A 26,215-nucleotide genomic window follows, 5' to 3' on the forward strand; every position below is an offset into this window, starting at 1 on the left:
AATTTAATGCTAACAGATTGAACAAACTAAATTTATAAAAAAACATTTCTATACTTAACAAAATTCTACTTCTGTATGTTCTTACAAAATCTAAATTCATATGCGCCTGAACCTAATTTCATTTCAGGCATATCACTTGACCTCCAATCATCTTCCACTATTCGTAATGTAGCAGATGTATTTGTCGGCACATCAACGTTTAATACTGCTTGTCCATGTTCTACACGCCAATCAATTTTAATTTCCCCATATGCTGTTTCACGCTTAATACAAACCCAATCTAGATTAGAATTAAAATGAGGCTGAATATAAAAATGTTTATATGCTGGTTTTGTTTCATCCACTTCTAATCCAATAATATATCGGTATATCCATTCAACGATAGAGCCATATGCGTAATGATTGTACGAATTCATACTATCATTCCAAAGTGTTCCATCCTCTTTCACGCCATCCCAATGTTCCCAAATCGTTGTGGCACCTTGTTTCACTTGGTATAACCATGATGGATAATCTTCATGAAATAGAAGCTTACAAGCAAGGTCATGACGGTGAAACTTGCTTAATATTAAATTTAAATACGGTGTTCCTATAAAACCTGTTGTTAAATGATTTTTATTTGCTTTTAAAAGCTCAATTAATCGATTAAATACTTTCTCCTTCACATTATCTTTCACTAGTTCAAAAAGAAGTACTAATATGTGGGCTGTTTGTGTATTTGAAATTAACCTACCATTTGACCAATCTTTAATACATGCGTTATATCATACGTTTGATACAACACTCTCTTATCATAACTTGTCCATCCTGGGGTAAAATAACAATCTCCAATACGCTCTCCATTTATAGAAGCCTCGTATAATCCTAAACTAGTGATATATAAACGTGCTTTTTCAACTAATTTTTTAATAGAAAAGCTTTTATTAAAAGACATTACCTTCGTGCACTCTTTTTTCGCAGCAATCCAGTTCCCGCTCCAATTATCTTGCCCTTGTAATCCAGTCTCCCAAAATGCTACTTCTGACCAAGCTGACTCTTCTTCATGATTATCCCATGCCTTCACTCGGTAAAAATAGCGTGTTTCCCTACTATATGAAAACGAATTGATTGGTATATATAAACTTTGATCTGTCTCTACCTTCTGCGAATCGAATACTATAGTTTGAAACTCTTTATCCTTCGCAACCTGCAATTGATACGCAAGTTGTTTTACATTTCGGTTACTCGACTCGAGTTGCCAACTAATTTTAACAACTTTCGAATCTATACCTATCGGATTATTTTTATTATCACAGCGCAATTTCTTTATTATTAGCACACTTCTTCACCATCTTTTCTAAATATTAATTTAAATTAATTATAATAAAAACAAAATTCTAAATAAATAATAATTTCATTCATCCTTACAAAATTATTAACTTTCCATATTTATAAAGGTTTTTATTTTCTATTACCGAAAGTATAGTGCGGTAGAACAAAAATTATATTTGGAGGTTAGAAGTATGTCTAAAATTGAAACGCCTGTTATGACTTCTTTACAAACAACGGTTGAAAAAATGATGAAGGATTTAAACGTTCCGGGAGCTGCTGTAGCTATTATAAAAGACGGTGAAGTTATTATTTCAGAAGGATTTGGCTATCGAAATTTAGAGACAAAAGAACCAGTTACACCGAGTACTTTGTTCGCAATTGGTTCCTCAACGAAAGCTTTTGGCACACTTTCATTAAGTTTGTTAGCACAGCAAAAAAGGTTTAATTGGGATACTCCTATCCAGTCTTATATACCAAATTTCTCTTTATCTGAACTACTTGCTAGTTCACAAGTTACAGGACGAGATTTAGCTTCTCATCGTACCGGGGTAAGTCGTCATGATGCCCTTTGGTACAGCTCTTCCTTATCTCGAAAAGATCTCGTTGAAAAAATAAAACATTTACCACTTGATGCACCGTTCCGCACATCATTTCTATATAACAACTTAATGTATGCGACGATTAGCTATATTGTAGAAAACATAACGAATCAAACGTGGGAGCAATACGCTACAGAACATATTTTAGAACCTTTAAATATGAGACATACAAACTTCTCTGTTACCGATTCACAAACGACAGATGAATACGCTTTACCTTACATTGAAAATGACGGTGAAATAAAAGAAGTTCCATTCCGCAACATTGATACCGTTGGCGCTGCTGGTTGTATCAATTCTACAATTAAAGATATGGCAAATTGGGTACTTCTCCACTTAAATGAAGGAAAATTTGGAGATCATGAATTAATCTCCTCTGAATTATTACAACAAATGTATACACCACACAATTCCATTCCAGACCAACCGGTTTTATCACTCCCTGAATCTCCATTAAATAGTTACGGTCTTGGTTGGTTTATTAGCGCTTATCGTGGTAAAAAAGTGATTCATCATGGCGGTAATATCGATGGATTTTCAGCGCTTGTTTCATTCATACCAACAGAAAACATAGGCCTTATCGTTTTAACGAATGCTGGAGGCACATTACTTCCTACTTATCTCGCTAATCAAATTTATGACGAACTACTTGAATTAGAATCCATTGATTGGCATAAACGTGCTGTAGAAGATACTAAAAAAATGAAGGAAATGATGAAAGAAGCAACTGAATCCCTCCCTGAACAAATTAAAGGGACTACACCTTCGCACAAGTTAGAGGATTATACTGGTACTTTTGAACATCCTGCATACGGAACATTACAAGTATACAAACGAGATGATTCGTTATTTGTACAATTTATGGAGATGGACATTCAATTAACGCATCATCATTACGACATCTTTTCTGCAAAAGTTGATTTATTCCAAATGAAAATGAGTTTATTATTCGCTTATGAAATGAATGTGAGTGGTGAATTTCCATCACTTCAGTTACATGTGCCAGCTACACTTAGTACTCAGCCACTTGCATTTAAGAAAACAAAATAAATATTTTAATAGAGGGACGATAACTCTTCCCTCTATTCCCCTTTTCTCTATGCAAAAAGGATGCAACTACTTCAAAACGAAGAATGGTAAAAAATAAAAGGCAGATGTGATTCACACCTGCCTTTTATTTTTTATATCAATTTTTTCTGGTTGAAACCAAATTGGCTTTAATAGCTCAAAGTCTTTATGATCCTCTAAAACTACAGTAAGACGCTCTAGCGTATCATCTAACATATGTGGTGCTGCTCGTAATGTCCAGACAACTGAAGAGAAAACTGTCATGCCAACGTACACTGCATATAATTTCCAGAACTCCTCTGGTATTCGACCATTAAAGTATCCTTCTATTTGTCCGATTGAATACGGAATACTAATGTCTCTTGCAAATAGTGCTATTTTTACAAAATCATGAAGTGGGTCGCCCCAATCATAACCATTAAAATCAACAACACCTACATATTTCCCATCGCGTACAATTATATTTTCTAAATGAAAATCATCGTGTTGAAATTGATTGGGGCGGTTTTGTAAATACATTTCATTTTCATCGATAAACTTCATGATTTTATCATCATTTTTTATTTTTATTCCGCATGTTTTGTATGCCTCTACATATTTTTGATGTTTTTTCATTGCTCTTTCATACCATGGCAGTATATCATTAGGAGCTTCATATGTATGCATTTTTGCTAAATCTTTTCCTGCCTCTATGCCAATTTCATATTGTTCTTTTGGTGAATACGTAGGCAATAGCTTCTTCGCATCTTCCCCTTCTAAATATGAAAAAATACTATAGCATACACCTTCTTCTTCCAATATACCTATTTCAATTGGCCTTTGTGCCTGTACGTTACGTTTTACCATTTCATTTAAAATTCGAAACTCTATTTTCCTTCTTTCATACTCTTGTATATCTCCAATCCGTAACAAATATTTTTCATCATCAATTGTCGTAACTATATATTTCTTATCCGGTGAAAAACCTTTAGAAATTTCTACAATATTCGTTGCATCTTTTACTATTTGTATATTGTTTTGCCATGTTGTAATTGTTTTCATGTATATTCCCCCTTACATTTCTACATTTGGTGTATACGCTACCCAAAATTCAATATGATGAATGCCTGCAAAAAGCGTATTCCTATTAAGAATACGCTCCTTGTACTACTTGCACAATTTCCATAGGTGTATTGACCATATAATCTGGTGCATCTTTTTTCACTGTTTCAATGACATCATATCCCCAAGATACCCATATTACGTTCACCCCAGCCTTTTTACACGCTGCTACGTCTCGCTGTTCGTCACCGACGTATAACATATCTTGCTCAGTTATTTTTTTCGATTTTAAAAATCTTTTTATCATTTTATCTTTACCGAACAAATTTTTAGAACAATACACTTCTTGTATATTTTCTATATCATTATTGTGTAAAAATGCCCGAATATGCTCTTCTGAGTTCGATGATATGACTGCAATTCCGTAGCCTTTTTTATGTAGTTCATCTAATACTTCCTTCATCCCATGGAACAAAATAAGATCTTTTATGGCAGGTTGATACAATTTATAAAACTCTAGTGCTAATATCGGTAGTTTATACAATGGTACATCGAGTTGTTTACATCTCTCTGGCATCGTTAATTTACGTAAATACTCAATTTCTTCTTCCTTTACCGTTTTATATCCGTGCTTTTTAGCAATTTGATTATAAATTGGTACAAATATATTTTGTGAATCTACTAATGTGCCATCAAAGTCAAAAACAATATATTTTTGCATTCCCATACTCCCTTTTCTTCTTTTTGCTAAACCTATCTTATTCAACACCGCCGTTGTCTTACCCTTCTATACACATAAAAAAAGAACAAGATTTTCTCTTGTTCTTTTTAAGAAAGCCACTTTGGTGGTACATTCGTATTCCAATAAATATTCCCTAACTCATGGTGTCCAGAGTACCCATCATCAAAACGGTGATAGTGAAAATTAAAATAGTAACCATCTTGCGGTGGATGATCTCTCCTTACATGAAATCGCAATAAGTCATTTCCTGATTTCGTGTCATAAACGTGAAAGATTTTTTCATTATTCCCACCAGCTGGTTTTTGGGAAATCGCTAATGATTGTAGTGAATCTTCTGGTACATCATTGGCAAGCTCAGCAATTGCCTCTTCAATTTTCGGTAATATTACATCTTTAAATTCATCTTCAATTACTGGACCAATTTTAGTTCCAAACTTTTGCATCGACTGCTTCTCTGCTTCTTGCATTGCATACGTAATAAAAGTATCGGTGGTTAACCTGTCATTCGTTTCTTCATATGTATAGGACGTACTCTCCAAATTTTGTTGCCCAGCTGTGCTCGTAGGCTTGTCCGCAGCTTTGGCATTATCAAGCAATATGGAAGGAGGCGTCACTAAACCAAATGTAAATACGGTAATTAATGCGACTAAGGTTTTTCTAAACCAATTTGGCATGTATGTTTCCTCCCCTTTCACTCATTATATTTTATATAACGGTTGTTTTCTCTATTATACAAAATGATTGTAATTTTTGCACTTTACAATTTTGTTAACGTTCACATATTTTTCACTTGAATATGAAATTGTAAGATTTCATACAATAAAAATACAACAATAATGAGGAGGAGATCCGATGACTTTAGATGTCATGTATTCCGCCGCAAGCATACTCGTTTTAGTATATTTTATTTATCAATGTGTTACGGATTAGAAAAAAGAGCCATTTTTCGGCTCTTTTTTCTATGGTAAGAATACTATCCAACCAATTAATACTATAAAAATAATCCCGGCAATTACAGCTGGCAATAAATAAAAATGAGAAAGTATAACTATTCCATACAAAAGTATTACTGGAAACAATAAATAGCGATCTGTCTTCCATCTTAACAAGAGTAATTTGCCTTCATCACAATATAAATGAAGAAACATTTTTTTCGTAAATTCAGCCCAATAATCGCGCGCATAGCGGGAAATTGCAAATAAAGCAAATGCAAGAATAATAGCGGCGATCCACTTCGGACTCATAATAATACTAACAGTACTTATACATACAATTTGAATATAAAATATTCGTGCACTACTTGTACGAAAAAATTCTTTCAAAAAGGATTCAACAATACGATAATCAGTTTTCTTCCCTAAAAACTTTTTAGAACGAGGAAACATCCACGGCTTTTTATTCGAACTACTCGGTTTAACTGCATGACCACCAACTTTCATAATCCCGCTCGTCCAGCGCATACTTTCTTCTTTTTCTTTCTCAACTTCTTTAAAAAAGGAATTTTTATAATTCAGTTTTTCTTTTATCAATACGATAATTAGAAAAACTGTTAGACTGATACATAGTATAGAGTAAAATGGATCTTTATAAATAAAAAATAGGCTCATTCCAAAAAAGGATAGACTTATAGAAAATATTACATTTTTGATAACCCATAGTAACCATTGTTTCCCCACACGTACATGAATAAATCTCGTTAATAACGACAACATAAATCGAAATATAGTAAAGAATAGCCAAAATAATACGACTTGTACCTTCGTCACTCCAATACTTTTCAGCAAAACTGGTAACATAGCAACTACTACCACTGCATTCGCTATCGCTATTCGAATAAACGTATATGTCATGCCATACTGGATTAACTTTTTCATGTGAACGGGGTACGAAATTAAAAATAAACTATCCGCTTGTTCAAAAAATGAACGAACTCCTCTTGCATATGTAATCACATAAAATACAAGTAGGCCTAATCCAAAATAAACCGTCTCTCCTATCGATAGTTCCTCCATCCATAGTGAGCGATAATAAATTCCCATAAATATAAGTGCCGGAATAATAATATATAGCGCAACCGTCCAATCAGTTATAGAACGTATGGACTTCCATTTCCGCCCTAGTTCATGGCGTAATCTTTTATAAAATTGTTTTTTAATCATTCTGTTCACGCCTTACGATTACATCAAAACAATCTAACAGTGAATTCCCTGGCATTTCTGCTAACGTTTGAATTGCCTCTAAATGGCCATCTGCGACTAATGTACCTTGAGAGATGAGTAAAAATCTTTCGCAAATTCTTTCAGCTGTATCTAATACGTGCGTACAAAGTATAATTCCTGCCCCGCGTTCTTTTTCTTTATATAAATAACTTAAAAACTCTTTCGTAGCTACCGGATCTAAACCAATAAAAGGTTCGTCAATGATATAAAAATCTGGTTCAGTTAAAAATGCTAATATAAGCATCGATTTTTGTTTCATCCCTTTTGAAAACTTTGATAAATACTCATGTTTATGCTTATCCATTCGAAACATATGTAATAACTCTTCAGCTTTCCGTTCCCAGCTTCCGGCTTCGTTCTCGCGAGCAGCCATTAATAATTCAATATGTTCCCAAAGCGTCAAATAATCATAATATGTCGGGTGTTCTGGCACATATGCATACGGATTTTTCTTCTCGCCAAATGATATTTCACCATCCACATTTACAAGTAACCCGAGCATCGTTTTAATCGTTGTACTTTTCCCGGCACCATTTGCGCCAATAAGAGCAACTAATTCGCCTTGCTCAATCGAAAAGGCAATATCATGAATTGTTTTTTCACCTATTTCATATCCAGCAGAACGGATATTTACTTCTAACATACATTCCCCTTCTTTCCATTTCCAATACAAACTAGGAAAAGAATAACATATAACTATCTATATATCATTATAAAATATTTATTTTCATAGCAGGAATAAATATTTTTTAACAGAATACTTAATGTTTGATTACATTTAATTGGAGTGGATAATATGTCTTTTCACATTCGTGAAGCTACGATAGACGATATAGATGCACTTTGTTCTTTAACGAAAGAATTAAAAGGTTCCTCTATTTCGTATGAAGATATGAACAACCGATTGCAATTCGTACAAACGAGTCCTTTTGATTTTTTATATGTTTATGAGGAAGAAAAAACTATATTTGGATTACTTGGGTTTCGTATACGTGAAAATTTAGAAGATGTAACTCGGTATGGAGAAATTTCAATTATTAGCGTTGATTCTACAATACGACGGAAAGGCATTGGGCAAGCATTAATGGATTATGCAGAGCAATTAGCAAAGAAGCATAATTGCATTGGCACATGGCTAGTTAGTGGAACAAAAAGAGTAGAAGCTCATCCTTTTTACAAAAAATTAGGATATGAAGTGAATGGATATCGATTTGTAAAACATTTTTAAACTACTTGTTAATAGAAAGGACTATAACTATGACAAACATTCAAGCAATTTTCATTGATCGTGACGGTACAATTGGCGGCGACACTACAATACATTACCCAGGATCATTTACATTATTTCCTTTTACAAAAGCATCACTGAAAAAATTAAAAGCTAATCATATAAAAATTTTCTCTTTTACAAATCAACCAGGTATCGCGGATGGGATAGCGACCATAGCCGATTTCTCACAAGAATTAAAAGGCTTCGGTTTTGATGATATTTACGTATGTCCTCATAAACACGGTGATGGTTGCGAATGTCGTAAACCAAATACAGGCATGCTACTACAAGCAGCCGAAAAACACGGGCTTGATTTAACACAATGTGCTGTAATTGGTGATCGCTGGACTGATATCGTTGCAGGAGCAAAAGTGAATGCGACAACGATTTTAGTACGAACAGGCGCTGGATACGACGCTTTACATACGTACAGAGACAAGTGGGCACATATTGAACCAAACTATATTGCAGAAAACTTTGAAGATGCGACAAATTGGATTTTAAGTCAACTATAATGCAAATTAAAAGAGACGCCTTCAAAATGAAAGCGCCTCTTTTAATCTAATATTATTTAAAACGTTAATTCATAATGGAAATAACGATTATCTCTCAAATATCCATTTTCAGCGTATAATCGCTGTGCTGATAAATTATCAATCTCTGTTTGTAATTTTACACCTTTTGCACCATTTTCTAAGGCGAATCCTTTCGCAGCTTCTAATAATTTTTTCCCTGTTCCTGCCCCGCGCTTAGCAGCTTGCACAAATAAATCATTTAAAATCCATAATTCTTTCATCGAAATAGAAGAAAATGATGGATATAATTGTGTAAATCCAATATATTCACCATCTTCAACTGCTACGAAGATAACAGATTCTTTTCTCTCCATTCGATTTCGTAAAAATACTTTTGCTCCTTCTAGATCGGAATCTTGTCTATAAAACATACGATAGTTATTAAAAACTGATGCTAGTCCATCTAAATCTGCAATTGTTGCCTCATATATTCTCATTTTACTCCATTCCCCTTCCAATACTGTTTCATTATATCCGTTGCCCATTTAGGCTGTACAATTTCTTCTTTCGGCATAAACTCTTTCATTATTGGCTTTATATCCAATACAGGGGTGCCATCAATAGCATCTAGCCCCTCAACAATAATTGATTTACCTTCTCTTTGGATTACCTTTACAATGGTTGCTCCTATACGATTCGGACGATTTTTTCCACGCTGTGCAAAAATACCTACTTTAGGATAATCATAATTATTTCTAGGATATCTAGCAAAATATTGAATTTGTTCATCAGTTACTTTATGAAAATAAAAAACAACTTCAATATGAGAAAAATCTTCAATCCCTTGAATACTTTCTTCTGTATACATTTCAGTTAAAGTAATATAGGATTTTACTTCTCCCCACTCATCATCTTTTATTTCCTTTCTTTCATTATGTACAAATGCGATTGGTTGAACTGAAAACATACGCATTCCCCCTTAAATGTAACCACTTACATTATAGAATATTTTCTGAATGTTTTCCACACACGCGAACTAGGTTACATAATATAATTATACTCTATTTTGTAAAGTGAAATTAACTGCCTCAACTGCATGTATATGAGTTGTATCGAATATCGGAATGGATACGTCTTCCTGCTTAACTAATAAACCTATTTCTGTACAACCTAATATGATTCCTTGTGCCCCTTCTTGTACTAACTCTTCTATAACTCTCTTATAATACTCTCTAGATTGTGATACTATTTTTCCTAAACACAATTCCGTATATATTACTTCATTTATCTTATCCCTATCCGTTTTCGATGGAACTGTTACTTTTATATGATTCTCTTCAATACGTGACTTATAGAAATCTTGCTCCATTGTATATTTTGTTCCAAGTAAACCAACAGTTTGAATACCTTTTCTTTTCATTTCTTTCGCAGTTGCATCTGCAATATGTAAGACTGGAATATGAATATTCTCCTTTATTTTCTCAACTACTTTATGCATTGTATTTGTACAAATAATTATAAAATCTGCCCCTGCACTCTGTAACGAATATGCTGCATTCCCTAATACCTCTCCTGCTCCATTCCAATCTCCGTTAGACTGGAATCGTTCAATCTCTTCAAAGTCCACACTATTGATTATACATTTTGCTGAATGTAACCCTCCTAATCTCTTTTTTATTTCTTCATTTATGATTCGATAATATTCAGTAGTTGATTCCCAACTCATACCACCAATTAATCCTATTGTTTTCATAAAACCACACCTGCCTCACACTATTTTTACAACCTGATTCAAACATTTTATTATGTATATTATACACAATAAAACAAGACTTTACGTTCAAAATATAAAGTCTTGTTTTAACTATTTCCAAGGAAATTTTATAAGAATATTCTGAAATTAATTTTCTAATGTTTTTATAGAATCTTCATATCGATAATGAAAACATTCTCGATACAACTGTTTAATTTCATCATAGGATGGTACTCGTGGATTATTTTCTGGGCTACCACTTTCAATTGCATCTGATGCCATTTTAGAAATAGCTGTTTCAAATTCCGCCTCACCAATTCCGTATTCTTTTAAATTTGGAATACGAAGATCAAAGCAAAGTTTTTTTATTTCCCCGAGCGTGTAATCGGCTACTTCTTCATCACAATAGGAATACATATCTTTATTTAAACAGCGTCCAATTTCTGCTAGTCTTTTTACTGCACTCACTTTTGTATAATCTAAAACTGTAGGTAATAGTATTGCATTTGATATACCATGTGGTACATGAAATAACGCTCCTACTGGTCTTGACATTCCATGAACTAATGTAACAGATGCGTTTGAAAATGCAATTCCAGCTTGTAAGGAAGCAATCATCATCGCTTCTCTTGCCTCCATATTCTCTCCATCTTCATATGCAATACGTAAATATTTCATAATACTTTCAATAGCGGAAAGAGCGAGTACATCTGTAAGTGATTGTGAAACTTTAGAAATATATGCTTCGACTGCATGACATAATGCATCTATCCCTGTTGCTGCTGTAATATGAGGTGGTACGGAACGTGTTAAAATCGGATCAATAATCGCTACTTGCGGGGTAAAACTCGGATGCTTCATCATCATTTTTACATCTGTTCGTTTATTCGTAATTACTGCTACACTTGTTACTTCTGACCCAGTACCCGAAGTTGTTGGAATTGCAATGAGCGGTAGCGGATCATTGTCTATTTCCATATCCTTTTGGACATAATCTTCTACTTCTCCGCCATTTGTATATAACACCGCAACTGCTTTTGCTGCATCAATACAACTTCCACCACCAAGACCGATAATAAAATCACACTTTTCTTCTTTACAAATAGTTAACGCCTCTAACACGTGTATATTTGTAGGCTCAGCATTTACTTTATTATATGTAATAACGGTAATACCTTTTGTATTTAATTGTTGTATACAATTCTCAACATATCCTAAATTCTCCATAATTGTATCAGTTACTATAAAAGCTCTTTTTCCAAACTTTTTGGATTGTTCCCCCAGTTTCTCAAGCGAATTTCTTCCATATAATACAGACTTCGGCATACGAAATTCAGCAACTTCTTGCAAGTACTCCACCTCTTCTTTCCCTAATTAATATTTTCGTCTATAAAATATCTATTTAATAAATTCCTGTTAAAGTATAGAACGCGATAACTAAAAATACAGCAAGCGTTTTCAAAACTGTAATAGCAAATATATCTTTATAAGATTGTTTATGTGTTAACCCAGTTACTGTAAGAATAGTAATAATAGCTCCGTTATGTGGTAATGTATCCATTCCTCCTGATGCCATTGATACGATACGATGCATTACTTCTAACGGAATATCAAATTGATTAGCTGCTGCAATAAACTTATCTCCCATTGCACTTAAAACGATTCCCATTCCTCCTGATGCAGAACCTGTAATGCCTGCTAAAATATTCGTCGTGACTGCTCCATTCACTAGCGGATTTGTAAACGTGGCAGAAATGCCATCTCTCATAATCGCAAAACCTGGCAATGCTGCGATAACACCACCGAATCCAAACTCAGCTCCTGTATTCATTGTTGCAAGTAGCGCTCCACCAATACTTGTATTCAATCCAGCTTGGAATCCTGTTACTACTCGTTTCCAATATAATAATAACGTTGTTACTATACCTATGATAAGTGCTAATTCTACTGACCAGATTCCAACTACTGCACTTAATTCTACTTTTCCAAATGCTTTCATACCAATTGCAGAAAAATCAAAACCATTCGGATACCACTTCGGTATCATAATAGTAAAAACTTTATTCATTACACCTACTAAAATAAGTGGTATAAAAGCAATTACTTGCTGCGCTCTTGTAATTTCAATATTTTTAACCAGCTGCATATCTTTTTGTTCTGCTTGTAAAGAAGCTGCCATTTCCGTATTCCCATCGTTAAAACCAAAATATCCTTCTCCAGCTGCTTTCGCCTTCTTACGTCTACTCTCTAAATATAGTAAACCTAACGTAAGTACAAAAATTGCCCCTACAATACCAAGTATCGGCGCAGCATAAATGTCTGTTTTAAAAAACGTTGTAGGTATTACGTTTTGAATTTGTGGTGATCCAGGTAGCGCATCCATCGTAAACGTGACCGCTCCAAGAACGATTGTTCCAGGAATTAAACGTTTTGGAATATTCGCTTGTCGAAACAACTTAGCTGCGAACGGATATACAGCAAACACTACTACATACACACTAACACCACTATACGTTAAAATAGCACCCATTAATACAATCGCTAATATTGTACGTTTTTCACCAACTAACTCTATAATTGTCTTTGCAATTGAGTCCGCAATCCCTGACATTTCTACTACTTTCCCAAATATTGCCCCGAGTAAAAATACAGGAAAATATAGTTTAATAAAACCTACCATTTTCTCCATAAAAATATTCGAAAAGAAAGGTAATACAAAACTAGGCTCTGTCAAAAATACCGCAAATAATGCAAATATCGGTGCAAATAAAATAACAGAAAATCCTTTATACGCTACAAACATAAGTAAACTAAGTGCTAATAATATAATAACTAGCTCCAATTATACCTCTCCTTTAAACTGAAAATTCAAACTTTTATTGATAAATTTCTATTAATCCTTTGATTCTGACATCACTCCTCTTATTCATACAAATTTTTCATGCTAAAAATGTCTAATTATACATATTCGATTACATATAAAAAATCCCTTTAAACAAAAACGATTTCATCATCATACGTTATAAAGGGATTATTAGTCTCTATATTTACTTCTTTATCAAACTATTTTCTAAACAAAAATGATGTAATTCTTTTACATCATTTACTATATGAGTCGCACGAACTTCAGTCAATTCCATTTCACTACCATAGCCATATAAAACACCAATTGAAGCAATCTCATTATAATTCGCACCGATTATATCATGCTTTCTATCTCCAATCATGACAATTCCTTCTTTATTAAGTTCTTCATTTGTTTGTAAAATATGAGCAATGATCTCTTCTTTCTTTATTCTTGTACCATCTAAATTACTTCCAACGATATCTTCAAAATAATCCGTTAGTTGAAAATGATCTAGTACTTGTTTTGCAAATACAGTAGGTTTTGAGGTAGCTATAAACAAACGATTGCCTGTATCTTTTAATTGTTTTAAAAGACTTGGAATACCCTCTTAAACATTATTCTCCAGCAATCCTCGCTGCTTTACATACTCTCTGAAATAAAAAACAGCCCGTTCAACTTCTCCTTCATTCATATTATATCTCTCTACGAATGATTGCTGTATGGGTGGACCAATAAATGAATCTAACTCGCTTATATGTAATTCTTCAATGCCAACCTTTTTTAATGCATACAATACTGAATTTACAATACCTTCTTTCGGATCCGTCAATGTTCCATCTAAATCAAATAGAAATGTTGTGTACATGTTTCAATCCCCCACTCGTTTTACTTTATAAGTAACCTATAACAGATTCCCCCTCTTTCCCTTCTATTATAATACTATCACTATCTTTTTTTCTGAAAAATTACTTTTCCTATGTCACATACTTTCAGTTACAAAATGTAATAGATATGATAAAGTAAAAAAGTTACAATTATTTTAATAGAAACTGGTGAAACAAATGGCAATTACATTAATTTTTATAATGACTTTCACGATTGTAATCCACGCAGTTGAAACAAGCTCTTATAGTATTCGATTAGCAGGCGTTCGTTTAAAGAAGATTGCTGTTGCATTATCTGTCGTAGGAATCGTATTACTCATTTCAAGAACGTCAAACTTACTACAAGCCTTTTTACTGGGCGGGATTGTCGATGAAGCAAAACTAGATTCTTCTATTGATTTAGAGAATATTATGCGACTCGTTCTATTATCGGCCTCTGTTGGTACGTTGCTTGCGATTATACTATATCCAACTTTGACAAAACTATTTGGATACGTCATTCAAAACTTTGAAACAGACGGTTCTTTCATTCGAATGATGAAAACAAATAACATTCAAAAATTAAAGTACACAAAAAAATATGTACGTTTTCCAAAGTTCGAAATGATTCATAGGCTACGTATCGGTGGTATTCCAAAACGTATTATGCTTATTAACATGTTTGCTACTGCTATTTATACAGCGGGGGTTCTTTCCGCATTATATGCTTCTTTTTTAATTCCAGCTTTCGCAACAAAAGCCACTACAGCTTCTGGTCTTATTAATGGTTTTGCTACTATTTTATTAACAGTACTATTAGATCCACGTATTGCTCTTTTAACAGAGCGCGCTCTTCAATCAGAAGAAGGTGCTGAAGCAATGAGTAAAATGTATGCTTGGCTAATGATTTCTAGACTTTTTGGTACATTACTAGCTCAACTATTATTCATACCAGGTGCTTACTGGATTACATGGATTATAAAGCTTATGAATTAATGCACTCTCTAAAAAAGAAGGTGAGATAACAAATGAAAATACAAACAGAGCAAGATATAGTCCGCTTAATAGAAAACGACGAATGGATGATAAACGTATTACAATTAGTAAAATCACTAGAACTACCTGATTGGTGGATTTGCGCCGGCTTTGTTCGTTCTAAAATTTGGGATACTTTACATAACTACGAAATAAGAACAACTACACCAGACGTTGATGTCATTTATTTTGATCCTTTTCGTAAAGATGAGATATACGAACAATTATTAGAAAAGAAACTGATAAATTTGGATGCCTCTATCCCTTGGTCTGTAAAAAATCAAGCTCGTATGCATGTAGTGAATAATATGCCACCGTACTCTTCTTCTGTTAATGCTATTTCTAAATTTCCTGAAACAGCAACGGCTTTAGGAGTTACACTTGATGAAAGAAACAACGTCATATTAACAGCACCATGTGGTATTGAAGATGTTCTTTCCTTACAAGTGAGACCAACAGCTCATTTTCTTGAATCAAAAGAACGATTACATATGTACAAAAACAGAGTTATAAAAAAGAATTGGCAAAGTAAGTGGCCTAACGTCACAATTACATATCCAGAAATTTAGAAAGGATGCTTCTCATTTATAGAAGCACCCTTTTCTTCATTTCAAAAAATGTATGACTGTTTCTGCAAACCTATCTGCTTCCTCATAATGAGGTGAATGACCACTTTCTTCAAATGCAATATACTTGCCGTTTCGAGCATCTTTATTAAATGTTTTAATTTGTTTTTCACACGTTACCACATCATGTTTTCCTACTATTAATAACATTGGACTTTGTACATCTTTTATTTTTCGTAATAATGAAGTATGAAATGCTCCTTCTAATTTTAATCTATCAAAATGAATTTTGGAGCGATTTGAAAATACTTCCCACTCTTCATCACTATACAAACTCTCGTTTGTCACATCTTCCTTATTATTGTAAATCTCCATTCTATTTTCTTCTAGTTCGTCACTTAGTCTTATATAAGCATCTAACAACTCTTCTGAACTAGCATTGCTAGATGAATAAGCAAGAGACTCTTCTGCTACTTCTTCTTTTTCATACTTTTTCAATAAATGCCCTGTCTTTTGTAACAAGGCCTTACTTGTTAACGCGAAATCGAAAGTTGGTCCTTCAAATATTATTTTCTCTATTGAACTTGGATATATCGATGCATATAACAATGCTACATATCCACCGAAAGAATGTCCAATTACAGACCACTTCTCAATTTGCAATACTTTTTTTAGTTCCTCACAGTCTTCAATTAAATCATGTAATCCAAAAGCTTCGTCCTCATTAATTTCTTCTGAGCGACAAACACCCCTTTGATCTATCATAATTACATATAAAGAATTTTTTAAACGTTCCGCTTGATGAAATGAAAAATCATAACAACTTTCTCCTGGTCCACCATGCAAGTATAGAACTGGTTTATTTTTAGGATCTCCATGCATTTCAACGTATAGCTTTTTCCCTCTAATATGCATGTATTTCCCTGCTTCTATCAAATTCGCCTTTATGATCATCACCTTCTTTTTTTACTGAATATTATAATATTTATTGTTAAATAATCCCTATTACATTTAAAAAGACGATGATGATTGCGAGTGGTGCTACAAATCGAAGTAAAAACGCCCAACAAGTAAATACTTTCTTTCCATAATTACCACCTACAAAAAACTCTGCTTCTAGCACCTTCTTCTCCATTTTGAATGAAACGAAAATACTAATAAATAGTGCTCCAAGCGGCATTAATATATTACTAGATAAGAAGTCTACCGCATCAAAAATATTCTTTCCGAAAATCGTAATATCACTCCATAAGCCAAATGATAACGCAGATGGTATACCTACTAAGAAAATGCAGAAGCCGATCATCCATGATAATTTTGTTCTTCTTTCTCGTTCCCCATTTGCTAATGCTGAAACAACTGTCTCTAGTAAAGAAAATGCCGATGTTAATGTCGCAAATGTAAATAGTGCAAGGAATACTGTTAAGAAAAACCCACCGAACGGAATTTGACTAAATACAGATGGTAATACGATAAATAGTAATCCAGGCCCTTCTGTTGGTTCCATTCCTAATGAAAATACAGCTGGAAAAATAGCAAGACCCGCAAATAATGAAACAAATAAATTCAACCCAACGATTGTTATTGCTGATTTTGGTAAACTTTCTTTTTTATTCAAATAGGAACTATATGTGACCATTATCGAAATCCCAATACTAATCGCAAAGAATGATTGACCCATTGCGAACAAAATACTTTCTGAAGTAATCTTTGAAAAATCTGGTTGTAAGAAAAACTTCACACCTTTCATTGCATTATCAAGTGTTAATGAACGAATAATAAGAGCGACAAATAAAACGAACAACGCTGGCAACATATATTTACTTGCTTTTTCAATTCCGTTTTGTACACCTTTTGATACGACCCAAATCGTAATGAACATAAAAGCGAAATGTCCCATAATTGCCCAAGCCGGATTTCCAATTGTTTCAGTAAATAATGCACCGTAATTTTGTCCTGGAGTAATAAGTTGTCCCGTTACTCCTCTGAATAAATAAATTAACACCCATCCACCTACAACACTATAAAACGAAAGTAATATAAAACACGTTCCAACACCAAGGCGTCCAATCCAGTGCCATCCTGTATTTGGTGCAATACTTTTAAATGCGCCAACTGCTTGTTTCTGCGTACTGCGTCCAATCATAAATTCAGCTATAAGTAGCGGTAACCCAATTAATACAGTGAATAATATAAAGATTAAAAAGAATGCTCCTCCCCCGCTTTTCCCAGCGATATAAGGAAACTTCCATATTGCGCCAAGTCCAATTGCCGATCCTGCTGCTGCCATTATAAACCCTAATTTAGAAGTCCATTGCTCCGTCTGTTTCATCTTATTTTCCTCCTAATTAAATTTATTTATATAAATAATAAAATTATATAGACCAATTCAAATAAACCCTCCATTTCTATTTCTATAAAATAAAAAAATGGCTCAACGTCTCTATATAAAGAGACGCTAAGCCATTTGCTTAACGCGGTACCACCCTTATTGATTCCATTATGAATCCACCTTAGTAGTAATCGTTCGATTACAAACCTAATATCGAAGGTTAACCGTTAAGATTTACTAAGAATGTGATTCCGTTCCACCTTACTGCTCCTAGGCGAGTTCAGGATGTCATTTGACTATGTCACACCAACCCATAGCTCTCTGTACAAATATACGACCTTACTACTCCTATTCAACACATTTTAATATTTAGAATATATTTTCTTTTGAAATTAATATGAAGTATATCTGTTATATTTGTAACTGTCAAGGGTTATATTAAAATTTGATGAGAAACCTTTTTATTATCCTTCGTCAGACAGAGCATCATCGTAATCCTGTAATTCTTCCATACTTTCTTTTAACCGGTCAATATTATTTATAAATTCGCCGTAAGAAATTTCTTGGTAATCGAAAATTCCCTCACCGTATTCATCGCTATCAAACATTTTCACTTCCGCACCTAACTTCAACAAGTTATCAACTAATTCCTTTAAATTTTCCATATCATCAATATCATTTGCATCTGTTTCGGCAAAAAAATCTTTGTTTTCAATTTTATTTTTTATCTCTGTAATTCCTAAACCAGTGTACTTTCTTAATGGTACTACACATTTACTAAATAAACCATTAGAGCTTATTTTAATTGCCATTTTACTCATCTATTATTCTCCTTTCCATTAAAATTCTTCTAAATAGTTTGGATTAACAGGTTTACCAGGTGCATTTTTACTATACCTTCCGCCATGCCACCAATTTTCAAATAATTCCCATCAGCTACTTGATCAGGCTTATGAAGAGCTGCTTGTGTCTCCACCCATTTAATTGAGGAACTTCTGATTTTTCTCTAAATGTATAACGTATTGGTTTTCCGGCTACAACATTCTTAGAAACAATAAAACCTCCAAAGTCAGAATTATTAACTTTCATATTCACAATCCTCAATAATAGTTAATAAATCATTTCTCCAAGAATACTCTTTGGCATAATCCACACATGATTTTCCAAATTCATCTTTCAAATTATACTTTGAACCACTACTAATAAGTAGTTTATACATCTCTTTATTATCTTCTGTAGACAATTTATTTATCGTAATAGCATACTTCAAGGGGATAGCATTATATTTATCTAAAGCATTGATATTAATCTCATTATCAATAAGTAACCTTGTTATCTCTAATTCATATTCTATTGTTGGACGTAAAACACAAAAATAAAACATATGCAATGCATTCCTTTTATTTTTAGCTGTAGTGTAATTAATATCAATACCCTCTTCTAGCAAGAATTTTATAATCTTAAGTTTTTCACTAGAATTTTTATCATTAATCATTGCCATACACAATAAATTGATATCTAAATCACTATCAATTTGATTAATATCACCATCATAAAATTGTTTGAAATCTTCAAAGGTTCCTTCTCTAACCGCATCAAAAACATTTAATATTTTCATTCCATCATCTTCCTAACTACTCATATTTATGACTCCTATTTGCAGAAGGCGTTTCTAATCTGAAATTATCTGGATTAAACTGAAATTCCTTTAATTCTTCAAGGCTAATCTCACCATGTTTATACTTCTCGAACATTTTCTTATAAGACTTTCCTTCTATATGACCAAAATCCACTTTATCTTTTCGTGGTCGTCCAGGTTTCCAGTCAATTGTCTCACTAGTGTTAGTGATCTCGTAAAATCCCATCTGGGTCTATCTGTTTATTGAAAACATCTTTTTCAAATCCAAGTTTCTTTTCCCCAGATAATTGTGGTCTACCCCTAGGTTTTCCGTTTTTAATATATGGACCATTTTCTAAAGGTCCTGAAAAATCATCTAATTTCTTTATATTAGCTCCACTGGCTATATCACCAACATCACCCGTACCCTTAACAACCTTACTCTCCATATACTGATAAGCCTCTTTCAGAGAATACTGTCCTCCCCCTGAGGCATTTCCTACTCCAGCCATGGCAAAGCCTTTTCCCTCGCCTGGGATCCATTTGTATTCCAGTAATGTTTTTACTGCGTGCTGGATCTTTTCATTCCCCTGCAAGAAGCTTGTTTTTACGGTTGTGGCACCTTTGTTCCATAGACTTCCGATTTTGTCGGCAAATCCTTTTGCTGTGGAGGCTACAAAGTTTACACCCTCTTTTACTTTGTGGCTCGCTGTTTTCATGCCATCGACAGTTACTTTTTAGTGCCTATTTTTCACTTTATATAATCTCAATTTAATATAATATTAACTTTTTTATTATATCTTATTTCTATACTAAGACGAAAAAAGCACTTGTTGCCTTTCAGAGACAATCAAGTGCTTTAAGTTCATATGTTTTTAAGTAGCATAAATTTGTAAGTTTTGTAGTAACAGTATGACACCTTTTACATGTCATGACAACTACTACGTTAAAACTTACGAGTTTGTACGAGTTCGTTAGTTTCGTATACATTCCGTGTGTTTATATTCATCACCCAGTAAAATGTCATCTCGCCTAAGCTCGTACTTCATATTCTATCATTGCACATAGTACTCTATGATGGTACAACCATCATGAAGTATGTATTTTCAAACACACTATTATTTTTTCCTATCCACTTCACATATATTTTGTTTTTCATAGATTATAGTTAAAGCTTATATCCGTAAAAATATTTTTGTCCCTTTTCCCAGTTTTCACTTGAAAGTTCGTTTATATAGTCAATAAAATCTTTATAATTACTTGCACTAATAATAGTGTTGTAATCCGCAGGTACTCTTTTACCAGTCCAAATTGATAATAAAGATGGTATTAATTCCATTTTTAATTGCTCCTCATTATTAGCAGCAATCATAACCCGCTGAATCAATTTTTTAGCTAAGTCTCCAGGAAAAGCTAAATTCTGTTGAGAATAATAACTATTTGTATCCTTCTCCTGACAATACTTAAAATAAAAATTTCCAATTTCATCTATAGTTGCATCTTCACCAATTTGATCTTCAAAATTAATAAAGGAATCAATAGAGTCTCTTATAATAGTAGCTGTATCACTGAATTCCTCCCACTCTTCAAGTAAAGCCAATAAATATGGAATTACCTCAAGAGAAAGTGAGGTTGTGGCAGCTGATGCAAAAGTGTCTACTGTTTCTTCAGTTACCTCACTAAGAAAACGGAGATTATTTGAATCCCTTAAGTCTTCATGTGTTGCGACAGATAAAAATACTCTAATACATAAATTCAGAACCGCTTCATCTTTAGTCTGATTCATTAATTGAACTAATAGTGGTTTTTGAGTAAAATCCCCCGTTTTAAATAATTCTATTAAGTTAAATAAAACTTCCGTTTCTGTTACAGATTTTAAAATTTTTTCTTTTATTTCCGATTTAGTTAAAATTGTTTTTTCTCCAAACCATATACTATTCATAAGATTTCTCGTTTCTCCCATAAATGCACCTACTTTCATTAAATTATCTCTTTCCATTTTCTCGTTGCCATTTCAGAACTTTATTTTGAAAAACAGTAACCTCAGTATGTTGTGGATTATTACCAAATACAATAATCCCCTTTTCATTCTCATGTATTTTTAGTACCTTAGCATTTTCTTTACCATAACCCATTTCATGATAAAAATCCAAATTCAAATCATCAATTTGCTCTCGACGAATAGTCGATTCTCCTGTATTCTTTATATTTGAACTTACATTCTCTCCCCCAAAAGATAAACCTTGTACATGGTGACCTTTTTCAAGTTCCCCTCTTCTAACCAACGCTTGATAGTCTGCTCTTGCTTCCTTTAGTTCTTTACCCTTTACTATTGTAGATTCATCAGGATTAGGATTCCAATCAGGGTTAGTTTCGTGTAATTTTTTTGCCTCATCATAATAAGGTCCATAAACATCCTTACTCGAAGAATTATTACCCGTACCCTTAACAACCTTACTCTCCATATACTGATAAGCCTCTTTCAGAGAATACTGTCCTCCTCCTGAGACATTTCCTACTCCAGCCATGGCGAAGCCTTTTCCCTCGCCTGGGATCCATTTGTATTCCAGTAATGTTTTTACTGCGTGCTGGATCTTTTCATTCCCCTGCAAGAAAGTTGTTTTTACGGTTGTGGCACCTTTGTTCCATAGACTTCCGATTTTGTCGGCAAATCCTTTTGCTGTGGAGGCTACAAAGTTTACACCCTCTTTTACTTTGTGGCTGGCTGTTTTTATGCCATCGACAGCTGCTTTTTAATAGATACTTTTTATTTTCTCAATCTAACAAAATATTAACTTTTTTATTATATCTTATTTCTATACTAAGACGAAAAAAGCACTTGTTGCCTATCATAGACAATCAAGTGCTTTAAGTTCATATGCTTTTAAGTATGATAAATTTGTAAATCCTGTAGTAAAAGTATGACACCTTTTACATATCATAAAAACTACTACATTAAAACTTACGAGTTTGTACGAGTTCGTTAGTTTCATATACATTCCATGTGTTTTATATTCATCGCCCAGTAAAATGTCATCTCGCCTAAGCTCGTACTTCATATTCTATCATTGCACATAATACTCTATGATGGTACAACCATCATGAAGTACTTACTTTAAATCACTTATTTCTTTTTCTAAAACACTAACCTTTATTCTGCTGAAGGATTATAATCAACCTCTACATTTTTTAGTCCTTCTATTACTTTATTTATTCTTCTTGATAAGTCTTTTATTTCTTCTAATGTTAATTCATCTCCTGCTTCTTGTGGATTAAACATGCTTAATCTCTTTGTTATACCTTCAATGCGCCCAACAAAAACTTTTTCATGGCCGATTGCAATTTCTCCAATAGCAGTATCAACAATAACGTCTTCTATCTTACCTAAGTTATCAAATTCATCCGCTAGTTTTGCTATAGCATACCTATATCCCCTGTCTTCATCTAACAACTCTTCATATGTCTCCTGAATCGCATCAAATAATTCATTATACTCCCAGTCTTTCATTAGTCTTCCCCCTCCAAAAAAATTAAGTTTAAGGAATAATTCTATTACCATTGTTGTGTATGACTTCTAATTCAATATTTTTATATTTAGCAGCAAACTCTGCTATGACTTTACTGCAACTGTCGCAAGTATCCAATTCTGTAAATAACTTAATTTTCCCAGTAGCTTGTGTATTCTCTCCAAGCCTAGAAGCAATATCATTTAGTATTTTATACTCCGTATCTGTATTCCTTAAATAACTCTCTCCCTCTTTACCAACTGCTTCTGTAGCTTTAAACATTGGATTTTCAGGTTGTAAAGAAATATCAGGCACCTTATGCTCAAGATTTCCTTTGAGTTCATTTATGCTACTTTGAGCATAAAATTCAGATTTACTTATCCCACTGACATCCACTTCTGCAACAGCAAAATTACCAGATTTCTTATACCTACTTGTTAAATTCGCTCTTAGTTCTTTCACTCTATCAATTATATGTGCTTCTGTTACTGAATCTATTTGTCTCGTTGGATACACTTTTCCCGTACCCTATGTTGTAATCTTAAACTCTCACAATAAAAAAGCAAACCATGTAAAACCTTATTAAACTACTTCTTTTTCTTCCACTACCGGCAATTCATAAGCTGTTTTATATTTCATCATGCCATATACAATGTTTACAAGCCTTCTCATAATACATACCAATGCTTGTCCTTTTGTTTTTCCCTCTTTAAGTTTCTTTTGATAATATGCATGAAACACTGGGTTTCTGGATAACTTACTTCCTTTCGCTACTTGCACTTGTTGTACTGCTAAATTATAAAATAAAGCGTGTTGCGCCCTGTTTCCTTGTTTGCTTTTATGTACCTTACCTTTCCCACCAGAACCAAAGTAAACAGGTGCAATCCCCGCAAATCGCGCTAATTTATTGGCATTTAGAAATCGTCTTATATCCCCTATCTCAGCTATTAATGCTGATGCCGTCACAAGTTCTATTCCCGGCATCGTCTCTAATTGATAATCTAGTAGATTTACTAACCGTTTTAATTCTCTTTCGATGTATTTCATTTCCTTCTTTTTAAACTCAATCTCCCGTACAATACTTCTTACTAAAAAGTCTCGTGTTTCTTGGTACTCTTTCATTGTTTGTCCATCTTCTTTTACAAGTTTTAATATGTCGCTTGCTTTCTTTACTGAACATGTATTGTTGCTAACATCTAATAAAAAAGCTGTTAATTGCTTTATATTCGCCCCCTCTAAACAAGAGGGTGACGGATATTGCTGCCAAAATGCTAATGCTGTTTTTCCATCTAGCTCTGAGAAAAACTTTTTATAGCTTGGATAATGATGGTTTAATTGAATATGTAGTTGGTTCTTTAACGCACTTTGTGCTTTTACTAATGCATTCCTTCTTGAAACCAATTGTTGTATTGACCAAAATAAATCGTTTGGCTTTGCATCTGGCAGTTGATTAAATTTGTTTACCAGTATGCGTGCTACACATTCCGCATCCCAGCTATCGTTCTTTTTAATCATTACCTCACTTTTGCGTTCTAAAAATGATAAAGCTGGATTTACTTCTTTCACAACTCGTTCATGGTCTACTAAATATTTCGCTAACGCTCTTCCATAACCACCAACATCTTCTAAACCAAATACAACTGATAAACCATCACTCACATATGTCTCTACTTCTAATAAAAACTTCGAAAATGCAGATGGTTTATTATCAAATTGTATTTCTCCTAGTTTCTCTTGCCAACAATTAATAATAACAGCCGTATGATGCTGCTTAGGTAAATCTACTCCTACATACAAATAGTTTTGTCTATTATGCATAACTCATCCCTCTATTCAATGATTTAGTCATATATAAAAATGTCGGCAACCTTAGTTCGAGCGTTCATCTTCCGATGCGCATAGGTACGCAAGCCTATCCATTTTCATAATTTCATAAGTACATATAGTAAAATGAGCGATTTTTTTAAGTTCGGCTGTTATATAATTGCTGAATGTTTACCGTTTGTTTGTATTTGCCCATATGTATATACCCCTCGATAAAAACTCTCTCGGTCTAACATGCGTTTCACTTGTACTTTCGTAAATCGTTTCCCTTTCTCTGTACGATAGCCTTCTGCATTCAGTCGTTCTGCCAATTGAGTCAGCGACCAATGCCTAAAAAAGTGTCGTAGCTCAAATAGCCTACGTACAACGATTGCTTTATTAGCATCTACTTCTAACACTTTTTGTCCTTTCTTTGCCCTGTAACCAAACATCACACCACCACCTGCATATCCACCTTGTTCCGCTTTCTTCTTTCTGCCTCTACTTAGCTTTAATGCAATTTCGAGACGTTGATATTGGTCTAGTAGCTCTAACATGCCATTTACTAAAAAATCATTTGGGTCATGTGTGTATATACTGTAATTTGGTTGTTCAATTGCTTTCACATCTACCTTGTATTTCTTTAGCTCTCTTTGTATTAACACTTTTGCCATATCAGAGCGCCATAACCGAGATGTATTGAGTACAACAACTTGGCTCACTTGATGATATGCCATATCGGACAATAGCTCTTGTAGTCCATCACGTTCAACTGTTAATCCATCTTCATCTACTGTCGCTCCGCTAATTCCTTTATCTTCGTATATGCGAAGCAGTTGTAGTTCATTTTCGTTACAGTACCGTTCAATTTCTTCTACTTGATACGTTAAGCTGTATCCTTCACGCACTTGTCCTTCTGTTGAAACTCGTACATAACCAACTACTTTCTCTTCCATATTGAGTCCCTTCCCGTTACAGTAATTAAAGTCCCCGTAACGTTTACCCGTTTTTTGCGGATAACGTGTGCATAACGTCCATCCGTTAAAACGTACTTTACGATGACTTCAAAAAATAACACAACCCTTTATTTTTTCTTCTACTATCGTCATACCCTGTACACAGCCAT

The 26,215-nt window shown here is 33.7% G+C and carries 25 protein-coding genes, 5 pseudogenes and 1 other annotated feature; of the genes and pseudogenes, 5 read left to right on the forward strand and 25 right to left on the reverse strand.

All coding sequences use genetic code 11. From position 1 onward, the window contains the following. Nucleotides 1-65: 65 nt before the first annotated feature. Nucleotides 66-1,273: pseudogene (locus ACTFRS_RS07435) on the reverse strand (alpha-L-rhamnosidase-related protein). Between the two features lie 229 nt (nucleotides 1,274-1,502). On the opposite strand from ACTFRS_RS07435, the gene ACTFRS_RS07440 reads away from it, so the two are divergent. After that, on the forward strand, nucleotides 1,503-2,960 hold the full coding sequence (locus ACTFRS_RS07440) for a serine hydrolase (RefSeq protein ID WP_440023841.1): 1,458 nt from the start codon (nucleotides 1,503-1,505) through the stop codon (nucleotides 2,958-2,960). A gap of 111 nt (nucleotides 2,961-3,071) precedes the next feature. On the opposite strand, the gene ACTFRS_RS07445 is transcribed toward ACTFRS_RS07440, so the two are convergent. The 5 genes from ACTFRS_RS07445 to ACTFRS_RS07465 all read right to left on the reverse strand — a co-directional run bounded on the left by ACTFRS_RS07445 (nucleotide 3,072) and on the right by ACTFRS_RS07465 (nucleotide 7,623). Further along, entirely contained in the window at nucleotides 3,072-4,019 is a 948-nt protein-coding gene (locus tag ACTFRS_RS07445) for an aminoglycoside phosphotransferase family protein (RefSeq protein ID WP_440023839.1), read from the reverse strand. An 85-nt stretch (nucleotides 4,020-4,104) separates the two neighbouring features. After that, nucleotides 4,105-4,740: an HAD family hydrolase gene (locus tag ACTFRS_RS07450; RefSeq protein ID WP_242293886.1), complete on the reverse strand. Its 636-nt coding sequence runs from the start codon at nucleotides 4,738-4,740 to the stop codon at nucleotides 4,105-4,107. A gap of 107 nt (nucleotides 4,741-4,847) precedes the next feature. Continuing rightward, nucleotides 4,848-5,435, reverse strand: a complete 588-nt coding sequence (locus ACTFRS_RS07455) for a YpjP family protein (RefSeq protein WP_001134412.1) — start codon at nucleotides 5,433-5,435, stop codon at nucleotides 4,848-4,850. A 285-nt stretch (nucleotides 5,436-5,720) separates the two neighbouring features. Continuing rightward, the gene (locus tag ACTFRS_RS07460) at nucleotides 5,721-6,920 is read right to left on the reverse strand and encodes an ABC transporter permease (RefSeq protein ID WP_440023836.1); all 1,200 of its coding nucleotides are present in this window, start codon (nucleotides 6,918-6,920) and stop codon (nucleotides 5,721-5,723) included. Then, a complete protein-coding gene (locus tag ACTFRS_RS07465) occupies nucleotides 6,913-7,623 on the reverse strand; it encodes an ABC transporter ATP-binding protein (protein WP_440023835.1) in 711 nt (236 codons plus the stop codon). Before ACTFRS_RS07465 ends, ACTFRS_RS07460 begins: the two co-directional genes overlap by 8 nt. Nucleotides 7,624-7,776: 153 nt before the next feature. Here ACTFRS_RS07465 and ACTFRS_RS07470 point away from each other — a divergent pair, with 153 nt between their 5' ends. Next, on the forward strand, nucleotides 7,777-8,208 hold the full coding sequence (locus tag ACTFRS_RS07470) for a GNAT family N-acetyltransferase (protein WP_440023833.1): 432 nt from the start codon (nucleotides 7,777-7,779) through the stop codon (nucleotides 8,206-8,208). A 29-nt stretch (nucleotides 8,209-8,237) separates the two neighbouring features. Next, nucleotides 8,238-8,765, forward strand: a complete 528-nt coding sequence (locus ACTFRS_RS07475; RefSeq protein ID WP_097852379.1) for an HAD-IIIA family hydrolase — start codon at nucleotides 8,238-8,240, stop codon at nucleotides 8,763-8,765. A gap of 56 nt (nucleotides 8,766-8,821) precedes the next feature. On the opposite strand, the gene ACTFRS_RS07480 is transcribed toward ACTFRS_RS07475, so the two are convergent. From ACTFRS_RS07480 to ACTFRS_RS07505, 6 genes and pseudogenes are all read right to left on the reverse strand, one after another. Next, a complete protein-coding gene (locus ACTFRS_RS07480; protein ID WP_001223874.1) occupies nucleotides 8,822-9,262 on the reverse strand; it encodes a GNAT family N-acetyltransferase in 441 nt (146 codons plus the stop codon). Further along, a complete protein-coding gene (locus ACTFRS_RS07485) occupies nucleotides 9,259-9,732 on the reverse strand; it encodes an SAM-dependent methyltransferase (RefSeq protein WP_001980273.1) in 474 nt (157 codons plus the stop codon). Before ACTFRS_RS07485 ends, ACTFRS_RS07480 begins: the two co-directional genes overlap by 4 nt. 87 nt (nucleotides 9,733-9,819) lie before the next feature. Next, nucleotides 9,820-10,518: an aspartate/glutamate racemase family protein gene (locus ACTFRS_RS07490; RefSeq protein ID WP_139867351.1), complete on the reverse strand. Its 699-nt coding sequence runs from the start codon at nucleotides 10,516-10,518 to the stop codon at nucleotides 9,820-9,822. A gap of 147 nt (nucleotides 10,519-10,665) precedes the next feature. Beyond that, complete coding sequence (gene eutG / locus ACTFRS_RS07495) at nucleotides 10,666-11,868, reverse strand: alcohol dehydrogenase EutG (protein ID WP_139868116.1); 1,203 nt, start codon at nucleotides 11,866-11,868, stop codon at nucleotides 10,666-10,668. A 52-nt stretch (nucleotides 11,869-11,920) separates the two neighbouring features. After that, a complete protein-coding gene (locus ACTFRS_RS07500) occupies nucleotides 11,921-13,360 on the reverse strand; it encodes a GntP family permease (RefSeq protein WP_070805909.1) in 1,440 nt (479 codons plus the stop codon). A gap of 205 nt (nucleotides 13,361-13,565) precedes the next feature. Beyond that, nucleotides 13,566-14,231: pseudogene (locus tag ACTFRS_RS07505) on the reverse strand (HAD family hydrolase). A 196-nt stretch (nucleotides 14,232-14,427) separates the two neighbouring features. On the opposite strand from ACTFRS_RS07505, the gene ACTFRS_RS07510 reads away from it, so the two are divergent. Further along, a complete protein-coding gene (locus tag ACTFRS_RS07510; RefSeq protein ID WP_139867356.1) occupies nucleotides 14,428-15,225 on the forward strand; it encodes a lipid II flippase Amj family protein in 798 nt (265 codons plus the stop codon). A 32-nt stretch (nucleotides 15,226-15,257) separates the two neighbouring features. Next, a complete protein-coding gene (locus ACTFRS_RS07515) occupies nucleotides 15,258-15,833 on the forward strand; it encodes a nucleotidyltransferase family protein (RefSeq protein ID WP_139867358.1) in 576 nt (191 codons plus the stop codon). A 36-nt stretch (nucleotides 15,834-15,869) separates the two neighbouring features. Here ACTFRS_RS07515 and ACTFRS_RS07520 read toward each other — a convergent pair whose 3' ends face one another. The 13 genes and pseudogenes from ACTFRS_RS07520 to ACTFRS_RS07580 form a co-directional block, all read right to left on the reverse strand. Next, nucleotides 15,870-16,784 (reverse strand): alpha/beta fold hydrolase, encoded by a 915-nt coding sequence (locus ACTFRS_RS07520; protein ID WP_431085041.1) that lies wholly within the window; start codon nucleotides 16,782-16,784, stop codon nucleotides 15,870-15,872. A gap of 37 nt (nucleotides 16,785-16,821) precedes the next feature. Then, the gene (locus ACTFRS_RS07525) at nucleotides 16,822-18,162 is read right to left on the reverse strand and encodes a sodium-dependent transporter (RefSeq protein ID WP_242293891.1); all 1,341 of its coding nucleotides are present in this window, start codon (nucleotides 18,160-18,162) and stop codon (nucleotides 16,822-16,824) included. Between the two features lie 116 nt (nucleotides 18,163-18,278). Continuing rightward, nucleotides 18,279-18,527 (reverse strand) — a binding site (T-box leader). 99 nt (nucleotides 18,528-18,626) lie between these two features. Continuing rightward, the gene (locus ACTFRS_RS07530) at nucleotides 18,627-18,983 is read right to left on the reverse strand and encodes a hypothetical protein (protein ID WP_242293892.1); all 357 of its coding nucleotides are present in this window, start codon (nucleotides 18,981-18,983) and stop codon (nucleotides 18,627-18,629) included. A gap of 151 nt (nucleotides 18,984-19,134) precedes the next feature. Beyond that, nucleotides 19,135-19,251, reverse strand: a pseudogene (locus tag ACTFRS_RS07535) (DUF2185 domain-containing protein); the annotation flags it as partial. Next, complete coding sequence (locus ACTFRS_RS07540) at nucleotides 19,241-19,780, reverse strand: ankyrin repeat domain-containing protein (protein WP_242293893.1); 540 nt, start codon at nucleotides 19,778-19,780, stop codon at nucleotides 19,241-19,243. The gene ACTFRS_RS07540 and the pseudogene ACTFRS_RS07535, both read right to left, overlap by 11 nt. A gap of 16 nt (nucleotides 19,781-19,796) precedes the next feature. Beyond that, nucleotides 19,797-20,027, reverse strand: coding sequence for a GH-E family nuclease (locus ACTFRS_RS07545; protein ID WP_431085013.1), 231 nt, complete (start codon nucleotides 20,025-20,027; stop codon nucleotides 19,797-19,799). A gap of 166 nt (nucleotides 20,028-20,193) precedes the next feature. Next, nucleotides 20,194-20,517, reverse strand: a pseudogene (locus ACTFRS_RS07550) (WXG100 family type VII secretion target); the annotation flags it as partial. A gap of 431 nt (nucleotides 20,518-20,948) precedes the next feature. Then, nucleotides 20,949-21,761: an Imm47 family immunity protein gene (gene imm47 / locus ACTFRS_RS07555; RefSeq protein ID WP_242293895.1), complete on the reverse strand. Its 813-nt coding sequence runs from the start codon at nucleotides 21,759-21,761 to the stop codon at nucleotides 20,949-20,951. A gap of 4 nt (nucleotides 21,762-21,765) precedes the next feature. Continuing rightward, nucleotides 21,766-22,533 (reverse strand): annotated as a pseudogene (locus ACTFRS_RS07560) (hypothetical protein); the annotation flags it as partial. Nucleotides 22,534-22,931: 398 nt separating this feature from the next. Continuing rightward, nucleotides 22,932-23,288, reverse strand: a complete 357-nt coding sequence (locus ACTFRS_RS07565) for an Imm3 family immunity protein (protein WP_000656074.1) — start codon at nucleotides 23,286-23,288, stop codon at nucleotides 22,932-22,934. 28 nt (nucleotides 23,289-23,316) lie between these two features. Then, nucleotides 23,317-23,802 (reverse strand): deaminase domain-containing protein, encoded by a 486-nt coding sequence (locus ACTFRS_RS07570; RefSeq protein WP_140168587.1) that lies wholly within the window; start codon nucleotides 23,800-23,802, stop codon nucleotides 23,317-23,319. A 66-nt stretch (nucleotides 23,803-23,868) separates the two neighbouring features. After that, nucleotides 23,869-25,104, reverse strand: coding sequence for an IS110 family transposase (locus ACTFRS_RS07575; protein ID WP_440023828.1), 1,236 nt, complete (start codon nucleotides 25,102-25,104; stop codon nucleotides 23,869-23,871). Between the two features lie 158 nt (nucleotides 25,105-25,262). After that, complete coding sequence (locus ACTFRS_RS07580) at nucleotides 25,263-26,045, reverse strand: recombinase family protein (RefSeq protein ID WP_431085011.1); 783 nt, start codon at nucleotides 26,043-26,045, stop codon at nucleotides 25,263-25,265. Nucleotides 26,046-26,215 lie beyond the last annotated feature (170 nt).

Source organism: Bacillus cereus group sp. MYBK139-1, from assembly GCF_051916915.1.
Taxonomy (GTDB): Bacteria; Bacillota; Bacilli; order Bacillales; family Bacillaceae_G; genus Bacillus_A; species Bacillus_A pacificus.